The sequence below is a fragment of the Amycolatopsis sp. Poz14 genome, from assembly GCF_006704225.1.
Lineage (GTDB): Bacteria > Actinomycetota > Actinomycetes > Mycobacteriales > Pseudonocardiaceae > Amycolatopsis > Amycolatopsis nivea.
In genome coordinates this window covers 2,703,084-2,719,929 of the sequence record NZ_JACLHD010000001.1, presented here as the reverse complement: position 1 = coordinate 2,719,929, position 16,846 = coordinate 2,703,084, and the positions used below count along the sequence as shown (strand labels likewise).

General features: G+C 69.2%; 19 protein-coding genes. 10 read left to right on the top strand and 9 right to left on the bottom strand.

Features of this window, described 5'->3' with window-relative positions:
• The first annotated feature begins 43 nt into the window (after positions 1-43).
• Positions 44-1,570 carry an AMP-binding protein gene (locus FKO37_RS13475; protein WP_238604533.1) on the top strand — a complete coding sequence of 509 codons (1,527 nt, stop codon included), beginning with the start codon at positions 44-46 and terminating at the stop codon, positions 1,568-1,570.
• A gap of 46 nt (positions 1,571-1,616) precedes the next feature.
• On the opposite strand, the gene FKO37_RS13470 is transcribed toward FKO37_RS13475, so the two are convergent.
• Together FKO37_RS13470 and FKO37_RS13465 are read right to left on the bottom strand one after the other, a co-directional pair.
• Positions 1,617-1,841 carry a hypothetical protein gene (locus tag FKO37_RS13470; RefSeq protein WP_037815175.1) on the bottom strand — a complete coding sequence of 75 codons (225 nt, stop codon included), beginning with the start codon at positions 1,839-1,841 and terminating at the stop codon, positions 1,617-1,619.
• Positions 1,842-1,850: 9 nt separating this feature from the next.
• On the bottom strand, positions 1,851-2,312 hold the full coding sequence (locus tag FKO37_RS13465; RefSeq protein ID WP_238604532.1) for a MarR family winged helix-turn-helix transcriptional regulator: 462 nt from the start codon (positions 2,310-2,312) through the stop codon (positions 1,851-1,853).
• A 102-nt stretch (positions 2,313-2,414) separates the two neighbouring features.
• On the opposite strand from FKO37_RS13465, the gene FKO37_RS13460 reads away from it, so the two are divergent.
• On the top strand, positions 2,415-3,629 hold the full coding sequence (locus FKO37_RS13460) for an amidohydrolase family protein (RefSeq protein ID WP_238604531.1): 1,215 nt from the start codon (positions 2,415-2,417) through the stop codon (positions 3,627-3,629).
• Positions 3,630-3,687: 58 nt separating this feature from the next.
• Here the strand turns inward: FKO37_RS13460 and FKO37_RS13455 are convergent, their stop codons facing one another.
• From FKO37_RS13455 to FKO37_RS13435, 5 genes are all read right to left on the bottom strand, one after another.
• Entirely contained in the window at positions 3,688-4,233 is a 546-nt protein-coding gene (locus tag FKO37_RS13455; protein WP_037815178.1) for a dihydrofolate reductase family protein, read from the bottom strand.
• An 86-nt stretch (positions 4,234-4,319) separates the two neighbouring features.
• The gene (locus tag FKO37_RS13450; protein WP_238608261.1) at positions 4,320-5,357 is read right to left on the bottom strand and encodes an LLM class flavin-dependent oxidoreductase; all 1,038 of its coding nucleotides are present in this window, start codon (positions 5,355-5,357) and stop codon (positions 4,320-4,322) included.
• On the bottom strand, positions 5,357-5,869 hold the full coding sequence (locus tag FKO37_RS13445; protein WP_037815180.1) for an SRPBCC family protein: 513 nt from the start codon (positions 5,867-5,869) through the stop codon (positions 5,357-5,359). Before FKO37_RS13445 ends, FKO37_RS13450 begins: the two co-directional genes overlap by 1 nt.
• 75 nt (positions 5,870-5,944) lie before the next feature.
• Entirely contained in the window at positions 5,945-6,448 is a 504-nt protein-coding gene (locus FKO37_RS13440) for a helix-turn-helix domain-containing protein (RefSeq protein ID WP_037815182.1), read from the bottom strand.
• A gap of 40 nt (positions 6,449-6,488) precedes the next feature.
• Positions 6,489-6,878, bottom strand: a complete 390-nt coding sequence (locus FKO37_RS13435; RefSeq protein ID WP_037815184.1) for a cupin domain-containing protein — start codon at positions 6,876-6,878, stop codon at positions 6,489-6,491.
• A 51-nt stretch (positions 6,879-6,929) separates the two neighbouring features.
• On the opposite strand from FKO37_RS13435, the gene FKO37_RS13430 reads away from it, so the two are divergent.
• From FKO37_RS13430 to FKO37_RS13420, 3 genes are all read left to right on the top strand, one after another.
• Positions 6,930-7,895 (top strand): helix-turn-helix domain-containing protein, encoded by a 966-nt coding sequence (locus FKO37_RS13430; protein ID WP_238604530.1) that lies wholly within the window; start codon positions 6,930-6,932, stop codon positions 7,893-7,895.
• Positions 7,896-8,113: 218 nt separating this feature from the next.
• The gene (locus tag FKO37_RS13425) at positions 8,114-9,289 is read left to right on the top strand and encodes a lytic transglycosylase domain-containing protein (protein ID WP_037815188.1); all 1,176 of its coding nucleotides are present in this window, start codon (positions 8,114-8,116) and stop codon (positions 9,287-9,289) included.
• Between the two features lie 49 nt (positions 9,290-9,338).
• Complete coding sequence (locus tag FKO37_RS13420; protein ID WP_238604529.1) at positions 9,339-10,250, top strand: SDR family NAD(P)-dependent oxidoreductase; 912 nt, start codon at positions 9,339-9,341, stop codon at positions 10,248-10,250.
• Between the two features lie 2 nt (positions 10,251-10,252).
• Here FKO37_RS13420 and FKO37_RS13415 read toward each other — a convergent pair whose 3' ends face one another.
• Positions 10,253-11,047: a TetR/AcrR family transcriptional regulator gene (locus tag FKO37_RS13415; protein ID WP_037815194.1), complete on the bottom strand. Its 795-nt coding sequence runs from the start codon at positions 11,045-11,047 to the stop codon at positions 10,253-10,255.
• Positions 11,048-11,165: 118 nt separating this feature from the next.
• On the opposite strand from FKO37_RS13415, the gene FKO37_RS13410 reads away from it, so the two are divergent.
• The 5 genes from FKO37_RS13410 (at position 11,166) to FKO37_RS13385 (ending at position 16,277) form a co-directional block, all read left to right on the top strand.
• Positions 11,166-11,579 (top strand): DUF1992 domain-containing protein, encoded by a 414-nt coding sequence (locus FKO37_RS13410; protein ID WP_037815197.1) that lies wholly within the window; start codon positions 11,166-11,168, stop codon positions 11,577-11,579.
• Positions 11,580-11,973: 394 nt separating this feature from the next.
• Positions 11,974-13,104: a metallophosphoesterase gene (locus FKO37_RS13405; RefSeq protein WP_167754179.1), complete on the top strand. Its 1,131-nt coding sequence runs from the start codon at positions 11,974-11,976 to the stop codon at positions 13,102-13,104.
• 116 nt (positions 13,105-13,220) lie between these two features.
• Complete coding sequence (locus FKO37_RS13400; protein WP_134729895.1) at positions 13,221-14,021, top strand: alpha/beta fold hydrolase; 801 nt, start codon at positions 13,221-13,223, stop codon at positions 14,019-14,021.
• 35 nt (positions 14,022-14,056) lie between these two features.
• Complete coding sequence (locus FKO37_RS13395; RefSeq protein ID WP_238604528.1) at positions 14,057-14,713, top strand: HAD family phosphatase; 657 nt, start codon at positions 14,057-14,059, stop codon at positions 14,711-14,713.
• A gap of 398 nt (positions 14,714-15,111) precedes the next feature.
• Positions 15,112-16,277 (top strand): IS3 family transposase gene (locus FKO37_RS13385; protein ID WP_374204288.1). Its coding sequence is split into 2 segments (ribosomal slippage): positions 15,112-15,378 and positions 15,381-16,277, totalling 1,164 coding nucleotides; the frame shifts between segments, so codons are not numbered across the junction.
• Between the two features lie 98 nt (positions 16,278-16,375).
• Here the strand turns inward: FKO37_RS13385 and FKO37_RS13380 are convergent.
• On the bottom strand, positions 16,376-16,834 hold the full coding sequence (locus FKO37_RS13380; protein ID WP_134670077.1) for an NUDIX domain-containing protein: 459 nt from the start codon (positions 16,832-16,834) through the stop codon (positions 16,376-16,378).
• Positions 16,835-16,846: the final 12 nt, after the last annotated feature.

The following is a 16,846-nucleotide window of genomic DNA, read 5'->3' as shown; positions in this document are numbered from 1 at the left end:
CCCGCGCGGGCAGTGCGGCCCGCTGACGCGAAGGGATCGGCACGTGTTTTATGACCTGAGTGTCCGCGATTTCCTCGACCGCGCCGAAACGGTGTACCCGGACCGGATCGCGGTAGTGGACGAGCCTGCCCAGCCCGCGCAGTCCTGGGGCGAGGTGACCTACCGCGAACTCGCCCGCCGCGCCCGCGCGCAGGCGGCGAACCTCGACGCGCTCGGCGTTCCGACCGGCGGCCGGGTCGCGATCGTCTCGCACAACTCCGCGCGACTGCTGACGTCGTTCTTCGGCGTGTCCGGCTGGGGCCGAATCCTGGTGCCGGTGAACTTCCGCCTCGCGCCCGCCGAGGTGCGCTACATCGTCGAGCATTCCGGCGCCGAGGTCCTGATGATCGACCCCGAGCTGAAACCGTTGCTGGACAGCGTAACCGCGAAACACGTGTTCGTCCTCGGCGAGGACGACGACAAGATCTGGGGCGGCGACGGCGAACCGCGGCCGTGGTCCGCCGACGAATCCGCGACCGCGACGATCAACTACACTTCGGGCACCACCGCGCGGCCGAAGGGCGTCCAGCTCACGCACCGCAATTTGTGGCTCAACGCAACGACTTTCGGCCTGCACACCACGCTCAGCGACAACGACGTCCTGCTGCACACGCTGCCGATGTTCCACGCGAACGGCTGGGGCATGCCGTACGCGGTCACCGGTCTCGGCGGACGGCACATCGTGCTGCGCAAAGTGGACGGCGCCGAAATCCTGCGCCGCGTGCAGGACCACGGCGTGACGATCATGTGCGCCGCCCCCGCCGTCGTCACCGCGGCCCTGGACGGCGCCGCCACTTGGGACGGCGAAATCCCCGGCCGCGACCGAGTCCGCATCGTCGTGGCCGGCGCGCCGCCGCCGACCCGCACCATCGAACGGGTGCGCGCGGAACTCGGCTGGGAATTCATCCAGATCTACGGCCTGACCGAGACGTCGCCGCTGGTCACCGTCAACCGCTTCCGCAGCGAATGGGCCGACCTCGACCCGCACGAGCAGGCGAAACTCCTGGGCCGCGCAGGCGCTCCGGCACTGGGCGTCCGCGTCGCGATCGACGCCGACGGCGAGGTCCTCACCCAAAGCAACCACAACCTCGACGGCTACTGGGAAAACCCGGACGAAACCGCGCGGGTGCAAGAAGGCAACTGGTTCCACACCGGCGACGGCGGCACCTTCACCGACGGCTACCTCACCATCGCCGACCGCAAGAAGGACGTCATCATCACCGGCGGCGAGAACGTGTCGTCCATCGAGGTGGAAGACGCGCTGAACTCGCACCCGGCCGTCCGGGAAGCCGCGGTGATCGGCATCCCGGACGAGAAATGGGGCGAGCTGGTCACCGCGCTGGTGGTGACCGACGGAACCGAGGTGACAGCGGACGAGCTGATCACGCACTGCCGCCAGCACCTGGCCGGATACAAATGCCCGAAGCGCGTGGAATTCCTCGCCGAACTGCCGCGGACGGCTACCGGGAAGATCCAGAAGTTCAAACTGCGCCAGCCGTTTTGGGAAGGGCAGGGACGGCAGGTGAACTGAGCCGGGGTGCTCCTTCGGGCCGGACCCGAAGGAGCACCGCGGCGGCTCAGGACTCTCGCTCCCAGGCCTTCGTGTATTCGCGATATACGCCGTTTTCTCCCCAGAACCACAGGCGCTCGCATTCCGGACAGCGCACGACCAGCGTGGCTTTGCCGAACAACTCGATGCCAGGAGCGTCGACGTCGAATTCGGCATTGGTCAGGAAGTACATGCTGTCCTGCGGGTCGTCGTCGCGGACGATGTTCCCGCACACGCACCGAATTTTCGCCATCCAACCCCCTCAGTCGCGCCTCGCGGCCTGTTTCCTCGACCAAGCGGCGGCGTCGGAACCATACCGGGCCAGCAGTCGCGCGAACTGAACCCGTTCCTCCGCCGACCAAGCGGCGGTGATCTCCTCGAACGCTTTCCGCTGTTCGGCAGCGAACCGGTTGCGTTCCGCCTCGCCCTGCTCGGTCAGCTCAAGCACGGTCCGGCGCCCATCGGCCTGCGAGGCCGCCCGGCGCAGCAACCCATCGGCGATGCACGCGGCGACCGTCCGGCTCGCCACCGGTTGCGCGACGCCCATCTCGACCGCGAGCCCGCCGACTGTCGTCTCGTCGGACGCATCGGCGATCACGTTGAGCACGAGATTGCGGGACAAATCCTTGTTCGACGCCGGGGTTCGCCGACGCAGCCGGGACAGCGCCGGGCCGATCTGGTCCAGCACCGGATCGTCCGGGGTCCGCTCGGGAGAGCTGCTCATGCGCATGATCCTAGGCCCGCACCAGCGCAGTTGCATACCCAGCGACAAGTACATAGCATTAGGTATGTAAATACCCTGAGCAATGAATCGAGACGACCTCCCATGACACTCACCGCGATCGCCAACGCCCGGGTCTTCGACGGGGAGAAGTCCCTCGGCGTGCAGACCGTGGTCCTCGACGGCACGAGGATCGTCCAGGTCGGCGGCGAGATCCCCGCGGGCAGCGAAACCGTCGACGGCACCGGGGCCACCCTGCTGCCGGGGCTCGTCGACGCGCACGTGCACTCCGCACCCGGCTCGCTGGCGCTGGCACTGCGGTTCGGCGTGACGACCGAACTGGAGATGCAGGGGATGAACACCCGGGAAAACCGGGCGCACATCACCGACGACGACACCGTCGCCGACGTACGGTCCGCCGGTTTCGGCATCACCCCGCCCGGCGGTCACCCCAGCGAGCTGATGCCCGAAGGGTTCCGCCCGAAGTGGGACCTCCCGCCGGTGATGCCGCTGATGCCGTTCTCCACCACTCCCGAGGAAGCGGCCGCCTTCGTCCCCCAGCTCCTCGCCCGGGGCTCCGACTTCATCAAGTTCATGATCGACGACGGCAGTGTGGAGGGACATCCCGGACTGCCGTGTCTCGACCAGGCCACCGTGAACGCCGGGGTCGCGGAAGCCAAGAAGTACGGCGCTCTCACCGTCGCCCACGCGCTGACCGTCGACGCGACCAGAATGGCCGTCGAAGCAGGCATCGACGGGCTCGCCCACGTGTTCATGGACCAGCCGCACACCGCCGAGATCGTCAGCCTCGTCAAGGACGCGGGCATGTTCGTCATCCCCTGCATCAGCCTCAACGCCTCGCTGATGGGGATCACCGGCAGCGCGCTCGCCGACGACCCGCGGGTCGCCTCCCGCCTCGACCGCGAGTGGGAGGAAACCCTGCGCTCCAGCTACAACCGCTACCCGCAAGGCAAGCTCGAAGACGTGTACGACACCGTGCGGGCCTTGGACGCGGCGGGCGTCGACGTGCTGGCCGGCACCGATGTCTCCATGCCCGAGACGTTCTTCGGAGGCCTCGCGCACGGAGCGAGCCTGCACCACGAACTGCAGTACCTCGTGGACGCCGGCCTCACGCCCGAACGAGCCTTGCGCGCAGCCACCGCGACCACCGCCCGCCGCTTCCGCCTCAGCGACCGGGGCCGCGTCGCCGAAGGACTCCGCGCCGACCTTCTGCTCGTCGACGGCGACCCGACCCGCGACATCAGCGACACGCTCAACATCCGCGCCATCTGGCGTCGCGGCGCCCGTCTGGCGGAATGACCCGAATCCTGCGCGGCGGGCCGGTTTTCGGGCAGGGCGAAGTCCTTTTAGGACAGTGTCAGTCGTCGGACGGCCGGTAAACCAGCCGCAGCACCCCGTTGCGGAACGCCGTCGAATCCGCCAGCTCGAAGTCCAGCTGCGGCCCCTCCGCGGGGAACAACCGGCGTCCCTTGCCGACCACCACCGGGTACTGCAGCAGGGTCAGCTCGTCGACCAGCCCGTGCGACAGGAGCCACCGCACGAGCGTCGTGCTGCCGCTGGTCATGATGTCGCCGCCCGCGCTGGACTTCAGGTCCGCGATCGCCTCGCCGAGGTCGCCGCGCAGGAGGGTCGTGTTGTGCCAGTCCGCCGCGGTCAGGGTGGTGGACGCGACGTACTTCGGCACGCTGTTCATGAACTCCGCGCCCGGGTCGTCCGTGCGGCCGGGCCACGCCTCGGCGAAGCCCTCGTAGGTCACGCGGCCCAGCAACATCGCGTCGGCGTCCGCCATGCCGTCGCCCACCGCGTGTTCGAGCTCGTCGTTCCAGTACGAGAGCGACCACTGGTCCGGCGCCTCGACCACGCCGTCGAGCGAGACGAACAACGTGGACACGATCTTGCGCATCGAGCGACTCCTTGAGGTTCGGGATCGCCGACACTATGGCGCAGCCGGACCCGCCGACGCAGCCGGTTGGCCCAATACTTGGTCTGTCAGGGCACTTCCGTTACCAACTCGAGTGCCCTGCCGAGCGTCGCCAGCCGTTTTTCCAGCGTGTCACCGGCCGGATACAGCCGGACCGTGTCGACACCGGCGGCGCGCCACACCTTCAGCCGCGCGCGGACCATGTCCTCGGTGCCGATCAGCGTCGTCGCGAGCACCATCTCGTCGGTCACCAGCCCGGCCGCGCCGTCGCGATCGCCGGACTGCCAGCGTTCCCGCACCTCCGCGGCGACCTCCGCCCAGCCTTGCCTGCTGTAGGCGTCGTGGTAGAAGTTCGTGCTCGCCGAACCCATGCCGCCCAGCGAAAACGCCAGCTCCTTCTTGCGCCCGGCGACCATCGGGCGCAGTTCGTCCTCATCGGACGCGAACGCGACCTCCGCGCCTTGGCACACCACGAGATCGCCACGGCTCCGACCGGCTTTCGCGAGCCCGGCGTCAAGGTGGCGGAAGTACGCGTCGGCGCCCTCGGGGACGAAGCTCGTGCCGAGCCAGCCGTCGGCGAGTTCGCCGGTGAGCTCCAGCATTCGCGGCGACAGCGTGGCCAGGTAGATCGGGATGTCCTCGTTCGGCGTCGTCGACAGCCGCATCGGGCGGGACTCCCCCGGCAACGGGATCTGGAAAGCCTTGCCCGCGAAGGAGATTTTCTCCCCGGCGAAAGCACTGCGGATGATCTGCACCGTCTCGCGCATCCGCGTCAGCGGCCGCGCGAACGGCACCCCGTGCAGCCCCTCGATCACCTGTGGACCGGACGGCCCGAGCCCCAGCGCGAACCGCCCGCCGGACATCTCGGCCAGGGTGAGCGCGGCCTGCGCGAGCGCGACCGGCGTGCGCACGCCGAGCTGCATGATCCCGGAACCGAGCCGGATCCGGTTCGTGCGCGCGGCCAAGTAGCCGAGCACCGACGGCCCGTCCGAACCCCACGCCTCGGCCACCCAGCATTCGCCGAGCCCCAGTTTTTCCGCCTCCAGCACGAAATCCCGGGTCTCCGGCCAGCCGGACGACGCCTCGACGGTGGTGGCCGTGCGCATCATCCGGCGGCTTCCACACGGTCCTTGATCGCGCCGAGCGTGGCGGTCATCGAGGCTTCGAACTCGCTCAGCCGGACGTGCACGATCTTCTGCTCCTTCTCCGGCATCCGCGCGATCACCTCGGTCACCCCGGACGGCCCCGGCCCCATCTGCGCCCACTGCGTGAGCCGCGTGCCGCCGTTCTCCGGGGCTAGGGTGAACCGCCAGACCGCGGTCGGATTGGCCGGATCGCTGACCGCCCAGGCGAAGACGCGCGGCTCCTCGCATTCGACGATGTAGGACGTCGTTTCCCAGTCGCCGCGCGCCTGGTGGTGGTTGCGCCCGACGAAGGACCGCCCGAGCGCCGGCGCGGAACCCTCGTCGCACCACCGGACCGACTGCAGTTCGCCGCTCAGCTCCGGCATCAGCGCGACGTCCGAGGCGAACCGCCACACCTGCTCGGGCGAGCCGTCGATCCACGCGTCCACCTGCACCGTCGGGGCGTCCGCGTACCGCGCGCCGGTCCACTCCATGGCGAGTCCTCCTCCGTTGGCGTCTCGACCAGCATAGTTGCGTAACTAGACTGACCATGTCAACGCCACGGACCGCTATTCCTGCGGCGCGAACCTCGCCTGGACGTCCGGCCGCTGCGAGAGGCGTTCCGGAAAGCCGGGCCCGCGCCGCATCCGGGTGTCCTCGGCGGACAACGGCTCGCCGCAGTCCGCGCAGACGACGGTCGCGGTCGTGTCGTGCCCGCAGGCGTCGTGGTGCAGCACGATCGGCGGGCCCGCTTCGGTGGCCAGCCACCGGTCGCCCCAGGCCGTCATCGCCGCCAGCACGCTCCAGAAATCGCGGCCCTTCTCGGTGAGCACGTAGTCGTAGCGCACCGGTTCGGCCTGGTAGGCGCGTTTTTCGAGCAAGCCCTCGTCGACCAGCCTGCGCAGCCGGTCGGCGAGGGTGTTGCGCGCGATGCCGAGCGCCTGCTGGAACTCGTCGAAGCGGCGGACGCCGTAGAAGGCGTCGCGCAGCACCAGCGGCGTCCACCAGTCCCCGAGCAGGTCCATGGTCCGGGCGATCGAGCACGGCCACTGCGCGAAGGAAGTGCGTTTCATGACGGCGAGGATACGCCGTCCCACAGTGCAACCCAGCAGGTCAGACGCGATGCCCGACGGTCACGTCGACAATGTCGGGCACTTCTTCGTGCTCGTCGCCGACCGAAAGCGTCCCGGACGGCTCCACGAGCAGCACCACCGCGCCCTCCTTCGACGACGGCTTGTGGAAGGTGCCGCGCGGAACCACGAACGCCTGTTCGCGGGTCAACGTCACGGTGCGTTCGCCGTCCGCTTCGCGCAGGCCGATCTCGATGCTGCCGTCGAGAACGAGGAAGAACTCGTCGGTGTTGTCGTGCTTGTGCCACACGTGTTCGCCGGCGAACCGGGCGAGGCGGATGTCGTAGTCGTTGACGTTGGCGACGATCCGGGGGCTCCACGGGGCGTCGAATCCGGCCAGCACGGCCTGCAGATCGAGGGGCTGAGTAGTCATAGTCCGATCTTGGGCCTGGTCTCGCGTCGCCGGGAGTGCTAGGAATCGCATATGCCGAAAGGATCCTCGCACCGCGTCGTGATGATCGTCGGCGACGGCTCGAATCCGTTCGAGATGGGCGTCGCGACGGAACTGTTCGGCCTGCGCCGGCCGGAACTGCGCCGGCCCTGGTACGACTTCGCGCTCGCGGCCCCCGGCGGCCAAGCCCGGATGCACCTCGGCTTCTTCACCCTCGCCGACGTCGCCGACCTCGACGCGGTGGACAGCGCGGACACGGTGATCGTCCCGAACCGGCCGGATCCGGCCACGCCCGCCGACCCGGAAATCCTCGCCGCGATCCAGCGTGCGGACGCCCGCGGCGCGCGGTTGATGAGCTTCTGCACCGGCGCGTTCACCCTGGCCGAGGCAGGCGTGCTCGACGATCGCCGGGCCACCACGCACTGGCAATGGGCCGACGAGTTCACCGCGCGCTACCCGCGGGTCCGGCTGGAGCCGGACGTCCTCTTCGTCGAGGACGGCACAGTTTTTACCGCCGCCGGAAGCGCGGCCGCGCTCGACTTGTCGCTGCACGTGATCCAACGCGATCACGGCGCGGAAATCGCCAACGCGGTCAGCCGCCGCCTCGTTTTCACCGGACATCGCGAAGGCGGCCAGCAGCAGTTCGTGGAACGCCCGATGCCGGAGATTCCCGACGCCTCGCTCGCGCCGGTGCTGGAATGGGCGCGTCAGCGGCTCGACCAGCCGCTCGCGGTCACCGACCTCGCCGCCCGCGCGTCGACCAGCGCCGCCACCCTGCACCGCCGGTTCCGCGCGGAACTCGGCACGACGCCGCTCGCCTGGCTCACCGCCGAGCGCGTGACGCTGGCCCGCAGGCTCATCGAACGCGGCGAACATGGTCTGGACCGCATCGCCGCCCGCACCGGGCTCGGCACCGGCGCGAATCTCCGGCTGCAACTGCGCAGGCACACCGGCTTGTCGCCGTCCGAATACCGCAAACGATTCGGCCCGGCGGCCTAATTCGCCTCAGGGTCCACTGTGGACCATACGAAGGGATTGCTCCATTCGGCCTAATCGGCGAAGTTCCGGTTAAGCCCCGATGACCGGAACCCGCCAAAGGTTTTATGCCAGACGAACGAAAGTTGGCCGGAACGGACAGAATTCCGCCGAGCCCTCACCGGATCGCGGACAGATCCGCTAGCTTGGCCGCAGACGGCAGAACGAACGGGGAGACGAGCATGGCCAGACGCCGCCCGCAGGGACGGAACGCCCGCAGCCGGGCTTTCGCCGCCCTCGCCGGAGGCGCGCTCGTGGTGCTGCCGACGGTGACGTCGTCCGGCATCCCGGTGGCGTTGCGCGCCGCTGAGCCGCCGTCGGCCGCCCAGGCCGCGCCCAGCGTTCCCGGACTGCCGCCGGGCATCACGCTCCCGCCGATCGGGGTCGACGGCAGCCTCCCGCAGCCGCCGGTCCCGCAGGCGCTCGGCGTGCCGGGCTACCCGAACGGCCCCGGCTCGGCGACCACCGCCGGCCCGCTGGGCATCCCGGACAGCATGCTGCGCGCCTACCGCAACGCGGCCGACATCATGGCCCGCGAACAACCCGGCTGCCACGTCGACTGGGCGCTGATCGCGGCCATCGGACGGGTCGAGTCGAACCACGCCCGCGGCGGCTACGTCGACGCGCGCGGCAACACCCTCGAGCGGATTCTCGGCCCGGTACTCGACGGTTCCGGCGGATTCGCCGCGATCCGCGACACCGACCACGGCCGCTTCGACGGCGACCCGGTGTGGGACCGCGCGGTCGGCGCGACCCAGTTCATCCCGTCGACCTGGGCGTCCTACGCCTCCGACGGCAACGGCGACGGCGTTTCCGACCCGAACAACATCTACGACGAAACGCTCGCCACCGCGCGCTACCTGTGCTCCGGAGGTCTGGACCTCTCCAGCGACGCCGCCCAGCGCCTCGCGGTGCGCCGGTACAACAACTCGCAGTCCTATGTGGACACTGTGATGGCGTACGCGTACGGCTACCGCAACGGCGTCTCGAAGCTGCCGGACAGCCAGGTCCCGATCGGAGCCCCGCCCGGCCCCGGAGCGGTCGAAGCCGCCGCGGGCAGCCCGGCGGGCGACGTCGCCCCGCCCGCGCCGCCGCCGGTCACCCCGGCCCCGCCGAGCCAGCAGCCCGGCACCCCGACGCAGCTTCCCGGCAGCAGCACCGCGCCGAGCAGCAGCTCGTCCCCGGCGAAGCCGACCAGCTCGGCGCCCACCACGTCTTCTACGCCTACCTCGTCGACGAGCCCCACCAGCACCACGCCGACGACGAGCACGACAACGTCCAGTTCGGCCCCGGCGAACCCGGCGACGTCCAGCACCACGACCTCCAGCACCACCACGGAGGCCGCGCCGACGCACTGACCGCGGCGTTCGTATAGTCCGGACCAAACCGGACTACGGGGGAGCGATCGTGGCGTGGAATCCTCGGCACCTGCCTGACCTGGCCGGTCGGTGCTATGCGGTGACCGGCGGCAACGCCGGGATCGGCTACTTCATCACCGAGCAACTGGCCGCCGCCGGAGCCCACGTCGCCCTCCTGGGCCGAGACCCGTCGCGGCTGCGCGCGGCGGTCGAGATGGTGCGCACCCGGGTCGGTTCGGCTTCGCTGAGCACGATCCCGCTGGACCTCGCGGATCTCGACTCCGTCCCGTCCGCCGTCGAAGCGCTCGGCCGGCTGGACCGCTTGGACGCGCTGATCGAGAACGCCGGCATCACTGCCCCCGGACCGGTGCGCCGGACCACGAAACAGGGCTTGGAACTGGCGGTCGGCACCAACCATTTCGGCCACTTCGCCCTCACCGCGCTGGCGATGCCGGTGCTGACCGCGTCGTCCGCGCGCGTGGTGCTGGCGGGCAGCCTGATCACCCGGATGTATCCGTACGACATCGATGATCTGCAGAGTTCGCGCAAGTATTCGGACTTCCGCGCGTATGCGTTGTCGAAGCACGCCGTGCAGTCATTCGCGATGGAACTCGACCGACGCCTGCGTGCGGCCTCTTCACCGGTGCGGGCGATCCTCGCGCACCCCGGGTTCAGCCTGGAGCGGGCCAGCCCCGCGCGTCCGGGAATCACCCAGCCAGTGCCGGTGATGCGCCTGCTCGCGCCCTATACGCACGGAAAGGACCACGGCGCCTGGCCAGCGGTCCGGGCCGCCGTCGACCCCACCGCGACCGGCGGCGCCTACTACGGTCCGGCTTTCGGCGGAGTGGGCCGCCCCCGGCTGGGCACGGCGATGGGCGCGTCCCGGGATCCAGCGCGAGGCCGTCGATTGTGGACACTTTCCGAGGAGGCAACCGGCATCCGCTTCGACGCTCGCGGTTGAGCCTATCCGCCGATCCGGGCCGCGATCCCGTCCAGAAGCCGGTCCAATCCGAACTCCGACGCGTCCGACGCCTGCTCCGCCGACGGCTTCTCGAACCCACCGGCAAGCCACGTCCGGTTCATCGCCGGGTGGGATTCGACGTCGAAATACGTGTGCCAGAACGAAGAACGCTGTCCCCACCACGCCTCGTTGGACTGTCCGGTGGTCCGTTCCAAGTGGACACTCTCCGCCTCGGCCGCCGCGTTCGCGTCCACATAGCCCGCGACAGAATTGGCCGCCGCGACGATTTCCCGGGCAGGCAGCCCCAGACTCTCCATAATGGACAGCAGGTATTCCTGACCGGCCAGCTGCCCCGGGCCAAGCGCGGGCCGCACGCGCGAACGCTCGCGCAGCCACGGATGCCGACGGTAAATGTCGCGCGTGCGGTCGGCGTAAACGCGCACCTGCGCACGCCAATCCTCCGGCCGCGGTTCGCCAGGTCCGGGGAGATTCCGTTCCAGGAGAACAGTGTCGACCATGAGATCGATCAGCTCGGTTTTGCCGGGAACGTAGGTATAGAGCGTCATCGTGCCCGCCCCGAGCTCTTTCGCGACGCGATGCATGGACGTCGCGACGAGCCCCTCGGCGTCGGCGACCGCGATGGCCGCCACGATGATCCGTTCGATGGTGAGCGTCGGCCGCCTGCCGCGAGCCGAGGGTTCCGGAGCGCCCGCACAATCGCGCCACAGCAGCGCGAGCGTGCGCGCGACCTCCTCGCGCGCGGCCTCGGGACCGTCGCCCTCGTGCTCGACGATCATCGTGTCCCCTCCCGGCCTCGTACCGTCAGCGTGGGATCTTACCTGCCGTTTCAGGACCTTCGTCCCCTCCGCGACGCCGCCATGGCCGCTACGCTGGGGAGCGAGGGAGGTGGTTCCAGTGACGGAACGCAAACCACCGGGCGTGTCGTACGGTTCGTGGGTCGACCGGCAAATCGCCGCCGCCGAAGCCCGCGGCGACTTCGAAGACCTTCCCGGAACAGGAAAACCGCTGCCGCCCCCGAGCGGCCGCGACGCCGCCACCGACTGGGCGATCCGCCGCGCCCGCGAAGGCGACCTCGACGTAGCCGCGTTCCTGCCGCCGTCGCTCGCCTTGCCGCGCGAAATCCAAGACCTGCCGGGGAAACTAGCGAAAGTCCACTCCGAAGCCAAGGTGCGGCAGATCGTCGAAGACCTGAACGCCCGCATCCGCAAGGCACACGCGATGCCCCAGGACGGCCCGGTGCTGCGAGCCCGCCCACTGGACGTGGAGGAAACGGTGGCGAACTGGCGCGCGGGACGGGGAGAGTCCTGAGCCACGCGGGGTGAATGCGGGCTGTGGGCCCGGAGGCTGTGTCCGTCTCGCCGAGCCCGCGGCGGCATGATCCGGCCGCACCTGAAATCCCGCGCCACCTGATGCGCAGCTCGTTCCCCTCCGCCCGTCGCACCGCAGCAGCACAATTCCGACTGCTCGCGGCAACTCCACCGTGACCGGACGAAGGGCCCGCAGCCCGGTTCCCGTCGCACCGCAGCGGCACGAGACCCGCGCGCCCGGGAACCCCACCCACCCCAGACGCGCCGTCCGCGCCACCACACCGCACATTCCCGGCCCCTCCGTCCAGCCCCGCCACCCACTCCCCTTCACACCCCGGCCCCCACCCTCCGAATGCGGCTACGCTGGGTAGCACGCGGGCGAAGGGAAGAAAACCGTGGTCGGAGTTCGTCGGGTTGCCTTCGTGGTCGCCGCGGTGCTCTTGTTGTTCGGCGAGCCGTGGTCGGTGCTCGTGTTGTTGCCGGAGTGGCCGGTCGCCGGCACCGTCGTGGGCACGGTCGTTTTCGCCGTCGCCGCGGTGAGTTTTCCGGTGCTCATGGTGCTCGGGCACGGTCCGAAGCAGAGCGACGCCGCCGCGCGGGTCGGGGACGTCACGCTCGGCGCGGTGTGGGTGTTGTTCACCTGGAGCGTCCTCACGCACTTGCTGCGGCTGGTCCTGCTGGTGTCCGGAGTAGACGATCCCGCGCGGCCACGGATCGTAGCCGCGGTCACGCTGGCCGTCGCGGCGGTGCTGCTCGTCAGCGGGAACCGGATCGCCATGCGGGTGCCGCCGGTGAAGGCGGTCGACGTCGTGCTGCCGAAGCTCGGTCCCGGGCTCGACGGGCTGCGCGTAGCGGTCATCACCGACACCCACTACGGCCCGCTCGACCGCACCCGCTGGTCCGAGCGCCTGGTCGCGGAACTGAACCGGCTGCAGCCCGACGTCGTCTGCCACGCCGGGGACCTCGCCGACGGATCGGTCGCCAAACGGCGCAAGCAGGTCGACCCGCTCGGCGGCGTGCAAGCCCCGCTCGGCCGGTTCTACATCACCGGCAACCACGAGTACTTCGGCGAGGCACAGGCCTGGCTGGACCACATGGCGAGCCTCGGCTGGGACACCCTGCACAACAGCTCGACCCTCATCGAACGCGACGGCGCCCGCCTCCTCTTCGCCGGCATCGACGACCCCACCGGAGCCGCCTCCGGCCTGCCCGGGCACGGCCCCGACCTGGCCGCCGCCCTCGACGGCGCCGACCACGACGTCCCCGTCGTCCTGCTCGCCCACCAGCCGAAACAGGTCGCCCAGGCCCGCGAGGAAAACGTCGACCTGCAGATCTCCGGCCACACCCACGGCGGCCAGATCTGGCCGTTCCACCTCCTCGTCCGCCTCGACCAGCCGACACTGTCCGGCCTCACCCGGCACGGCCCGACCCAGCTGTACAACAGCCGCGGCTCCGGCTTCTGGGGCCCGCCGTTCCGGGTCTTCGCCCCGAACGAAATCGCCCTGCTGACCCTCCGCAGCGCCTAAACCCGCCAGCCCCCTTGCACCCCAGCAGATCCCACCGACTAATTTTTTTGTCTTGACAACTCAAACCATCGGATGCGAAAGTTCTCCTCACCAGCACCACCCCGAGGAGGAACCCCATGCCCACCGTCACGTCCGCCGACGGCACCCAGATCGCCTACTCCCGCACCGGCTCCGGCCCCGCACTCGTCCTCGTCGACGGCGCGCTCTGCTACCGCACCTCGACGCCCAACGACGATCTCGCCAAAGCCCTCGCGGACCGCTTCACCGTCTACACGTTCGACCGCCGAGGCAGAGGCGAAAGCGGCGACACCGCTCCGTACGACGTCGAGCGCGAGATCGAAGACATCTCCGCACTGGCCAAGGAAGCAGGCGGAGAGATCAGCCTGTACGGCATCTCGTCCGGCGCCGCTCTCGTACTGGAAGCCGCCCATCGCGGCGTGCCGGTCAAGAAGGTCGCGGTGTACGAACCGCCGTTCGTCGTCGACAGCACCCGCAAGCGCGTCCCGGCCGACTACCAGGCGAAGCTCGAAGCAGCCGTCGCCGCCGGAAAACGAGGCGACGCGATCAAGACGTTCATGGTCGAAGGCGTCGGACTGCCCGCCCTGATGGTCACGATGATGCGCCTGATGCCCGCCTGGCCGCGGATGAAGCGCGTGGCCCACACCCTCGCCTACGACGCCCAGGTCATGGACGACAACCAGTCCGGCCGCCCGCTCCCCGCCGAACGCTGGTCCGGAATCACCGCCCCCACCCTGATCCTCGACGGCGGCAAGAGCCCCGAGTGGATGCGCAACGGCGTCGCAGCAGCGGCTGCCCAGTTGCCCCACGCCACCTACCGCACCCTGCCCGGCCAGACGCACCTGGTGAAAACCGCCGCGCTGGCACCGGTACTGGCGGAGTTTTTCGCCACGAACTAACCCGCCACCGGCTCTCGTGAGGCAAGCTGCGAGACGTGGCCACGCGAGCATTGATCTTCGACTTCGACGGCACCCTCGCCGACACCGAAGCAGCGGTACTGCGGTCCTGGCAGGAAATGTTCGCCGGACACGGAGTCGAACTGCCCCTGGACGTCTGGCACACAGTCATCGGCACCCAGAACACCGCCGCGACGATGTTCAAGCTGCTAGCCGAACAAGTAGAAAACGTGGACCCGGAAACCCTGCGCCCATCCATGCGCGCCCGAGTACACGAACTCCTAGCCGAAGACGGCCCACGAGAAGGCGTACTCGACTACCTAGACGAAGCTGCCCGCCGCGGCTTGGCTTTAGGCGTCGCCTCAAGCTCATCCAGCACCTGGGTACACGGGCAACTGGAACGCCTAGGCCTGGCCGCCCGCTTCACCGCAGTAGAAACCGGCGACCGCCACAAACCAAAGCCAGACCCAGACACCTACCTGGCAGCCCTGCGAACCCTAGGCGTAACCGCAGAAGAAGCCCTGGCCTTCGAAGACTCCCCGCATGGCGTGAGCGCAGCGAAAGCAGCCGGAATCACCACCATCGCAGTACCAAACCCCATCACCGCAACCCTGGACTTCGCCAAAGCAGACCAAGTCCTCCCGTCCTTCACCACCACGCCGCTCAGCACATTGCTGCAACAGTTCGGTTCGTGAGGGCCACCCTCACAGACGCTGATTCCCTGAGGGTTCCCCTCACGACCAGCCACCGGGCAGGGAAGGACCCCAATGTGGCATTGGGTGCGTCGCACGCACCGAACGCCACATTGGGTGCGTCAGATGCACCCAATGCCACATTGGGGCGCAAGCCCCACCCCCAACCAACCCGCACCGGTGCACCCACCGACCAAGGCACCCAGCCGCAGCCGGTGCACCCAACGAGCGAGGCACCCAGCCCTCCCCCGCACCCCGATACGAAGCTCATCTGCGGTTCGGGGGTGCTTGTCAAGGCATCTTTCCCGCCTTGACAAGCACCCCCGAACCGTCAGCACTGAGGTTCCCCCGGTGTGCCGGACACTCTGATCCTTGGCTTTGGCCTGGGGAAGGATGTTGTTGTGTCTGGTTCGTCGAGGTATCCGGAGGAGTTCCGGCGGGACGCGGTCGCGTTGGCGCGGTCGGCGTCTCGTCCGTTGGCGCAGGTGGCTCGTGAGCTGGGGGTGAATCACGAGACCCTGCGGACGTGGGTGCGGGCCGCCGACCGCGCCGACCAGGCGGCCGCGACCGGCGGCGACGCCGCGGAGCGGGAACTGCGGCAGCTGCGCAAGCGGGTGGCGGAGCTGGAGAAAGAGAAGGAGATCCTGCGGAAAGCGGCCGCCTATTTCGCGCAGGAGATGGATCGTTGACCCGCAGCTACCGGTTCATCTCCGAACACCGCGGCGCCTACGGCGTCGCCCGGCTGTGCCGTGTCCTCGATGTGCGCCGTCCCGGTTTCTACGAGTGGCTCGCCGCCGGCCCGGCCCGCGAACAGCGGGCCGCCGGCGAGGACCGGCTGGCCGGGGAGATCATCGAGATCCACGCTGCTCACCAGGGTGCTTACGGCAGTCCGAGAATCACCGCGGAACTGCGCCGCCGCGGCGAAGCGGTCAACCACAAGCGCGTCGAGCGGGTGATGCGCGAACGCGGGATCGCCGGATTCACCCGTCGCCGGCGGCAGTCGCTGACCCGCCCCGACACCGCCGCGGCCGCGCCGGATCTGATCGGCCGCGACTTCACCGCCGACGCGCCGGGACAGCGGCTGGTCGGGGACATCACCTACCTGCCCACGCAGGAAGGCTGGCTTTATCTCGCGACCGTGCTCGACCTGCACACCCGCGAAATCGTCGGCCACGCCCTCGCCCCGCACATGCGCGCCGGCCTGGTCTGCGACGCGATCACCCTCGCCGCGGACCGCGGCCTGGTCAACGCGGGCGCGGTGTTCCACTCCGACCGCGGCACCCAATACGCCTCAGCGGAATTCCGCGCCACCCTCGCCGCACACGGCATCCGCCCGTCGATGGGCCGGACCGGGTCCTGCTACGACAACGCCGCCGCCGAGTCCTTCTTCGCCACCCTCAAAACCGAAATCGGCACCCGCTCCTGGACCACCCGCCACCACGCACGCGAAGCCGTCTTCGCCTACCTCGCCTACTACAACCACGACCGGCTGCACTCCACCCTCGGCTACCGCACACCACACGAAACCCGCCTGAACTATCGTCACCACCACGCCCACGCGGCATGAAACCCGGTGTCCGACCGCCGGGGGAAACCTCACACAATCAAGCTTCGGGGTGCCCCACGCAACCAAGAGGCCGATGTCGCCGCCAGGCGACGAGCCGATCACTCCGGCACAACAAGCCGATCCAAAAACCCCCGCTGCCCTTTAACCAACTTCTCCCGAGCCACCTCAAGAGAAAACCACTCCACCCGATCCACCTCAGGAAACTCCCGCATCACCCCAGACCGAGGCGGCCACTCCATCTCAAAAACCCCCGGCACCACGACACCAGGATCAAGCTCCCCCTCCACCGCCCAAGCAGTCACCACCTTCCCGGACTGCCGAACCTCCCCCAACGAAACCCATTCCCCGTCCGGAACCGCCACCCCCAGCTCCTCAGCGAACTCCCGCCGAGCCGCCGCCTCAGGTTCCTCCCCCTCCTCGATCTCCCCCTTGGGCAACGACCAAGCAGCCAGATCCTTCTTGGCCCAGAACGGCCCGCCCATATGCGCGAGCAACACCTCGACCCCGTCCGCGCCCCGCCGATAAACCAACACCCCAGCACTCCGCTTGACCACCATCCCCCCACCCTG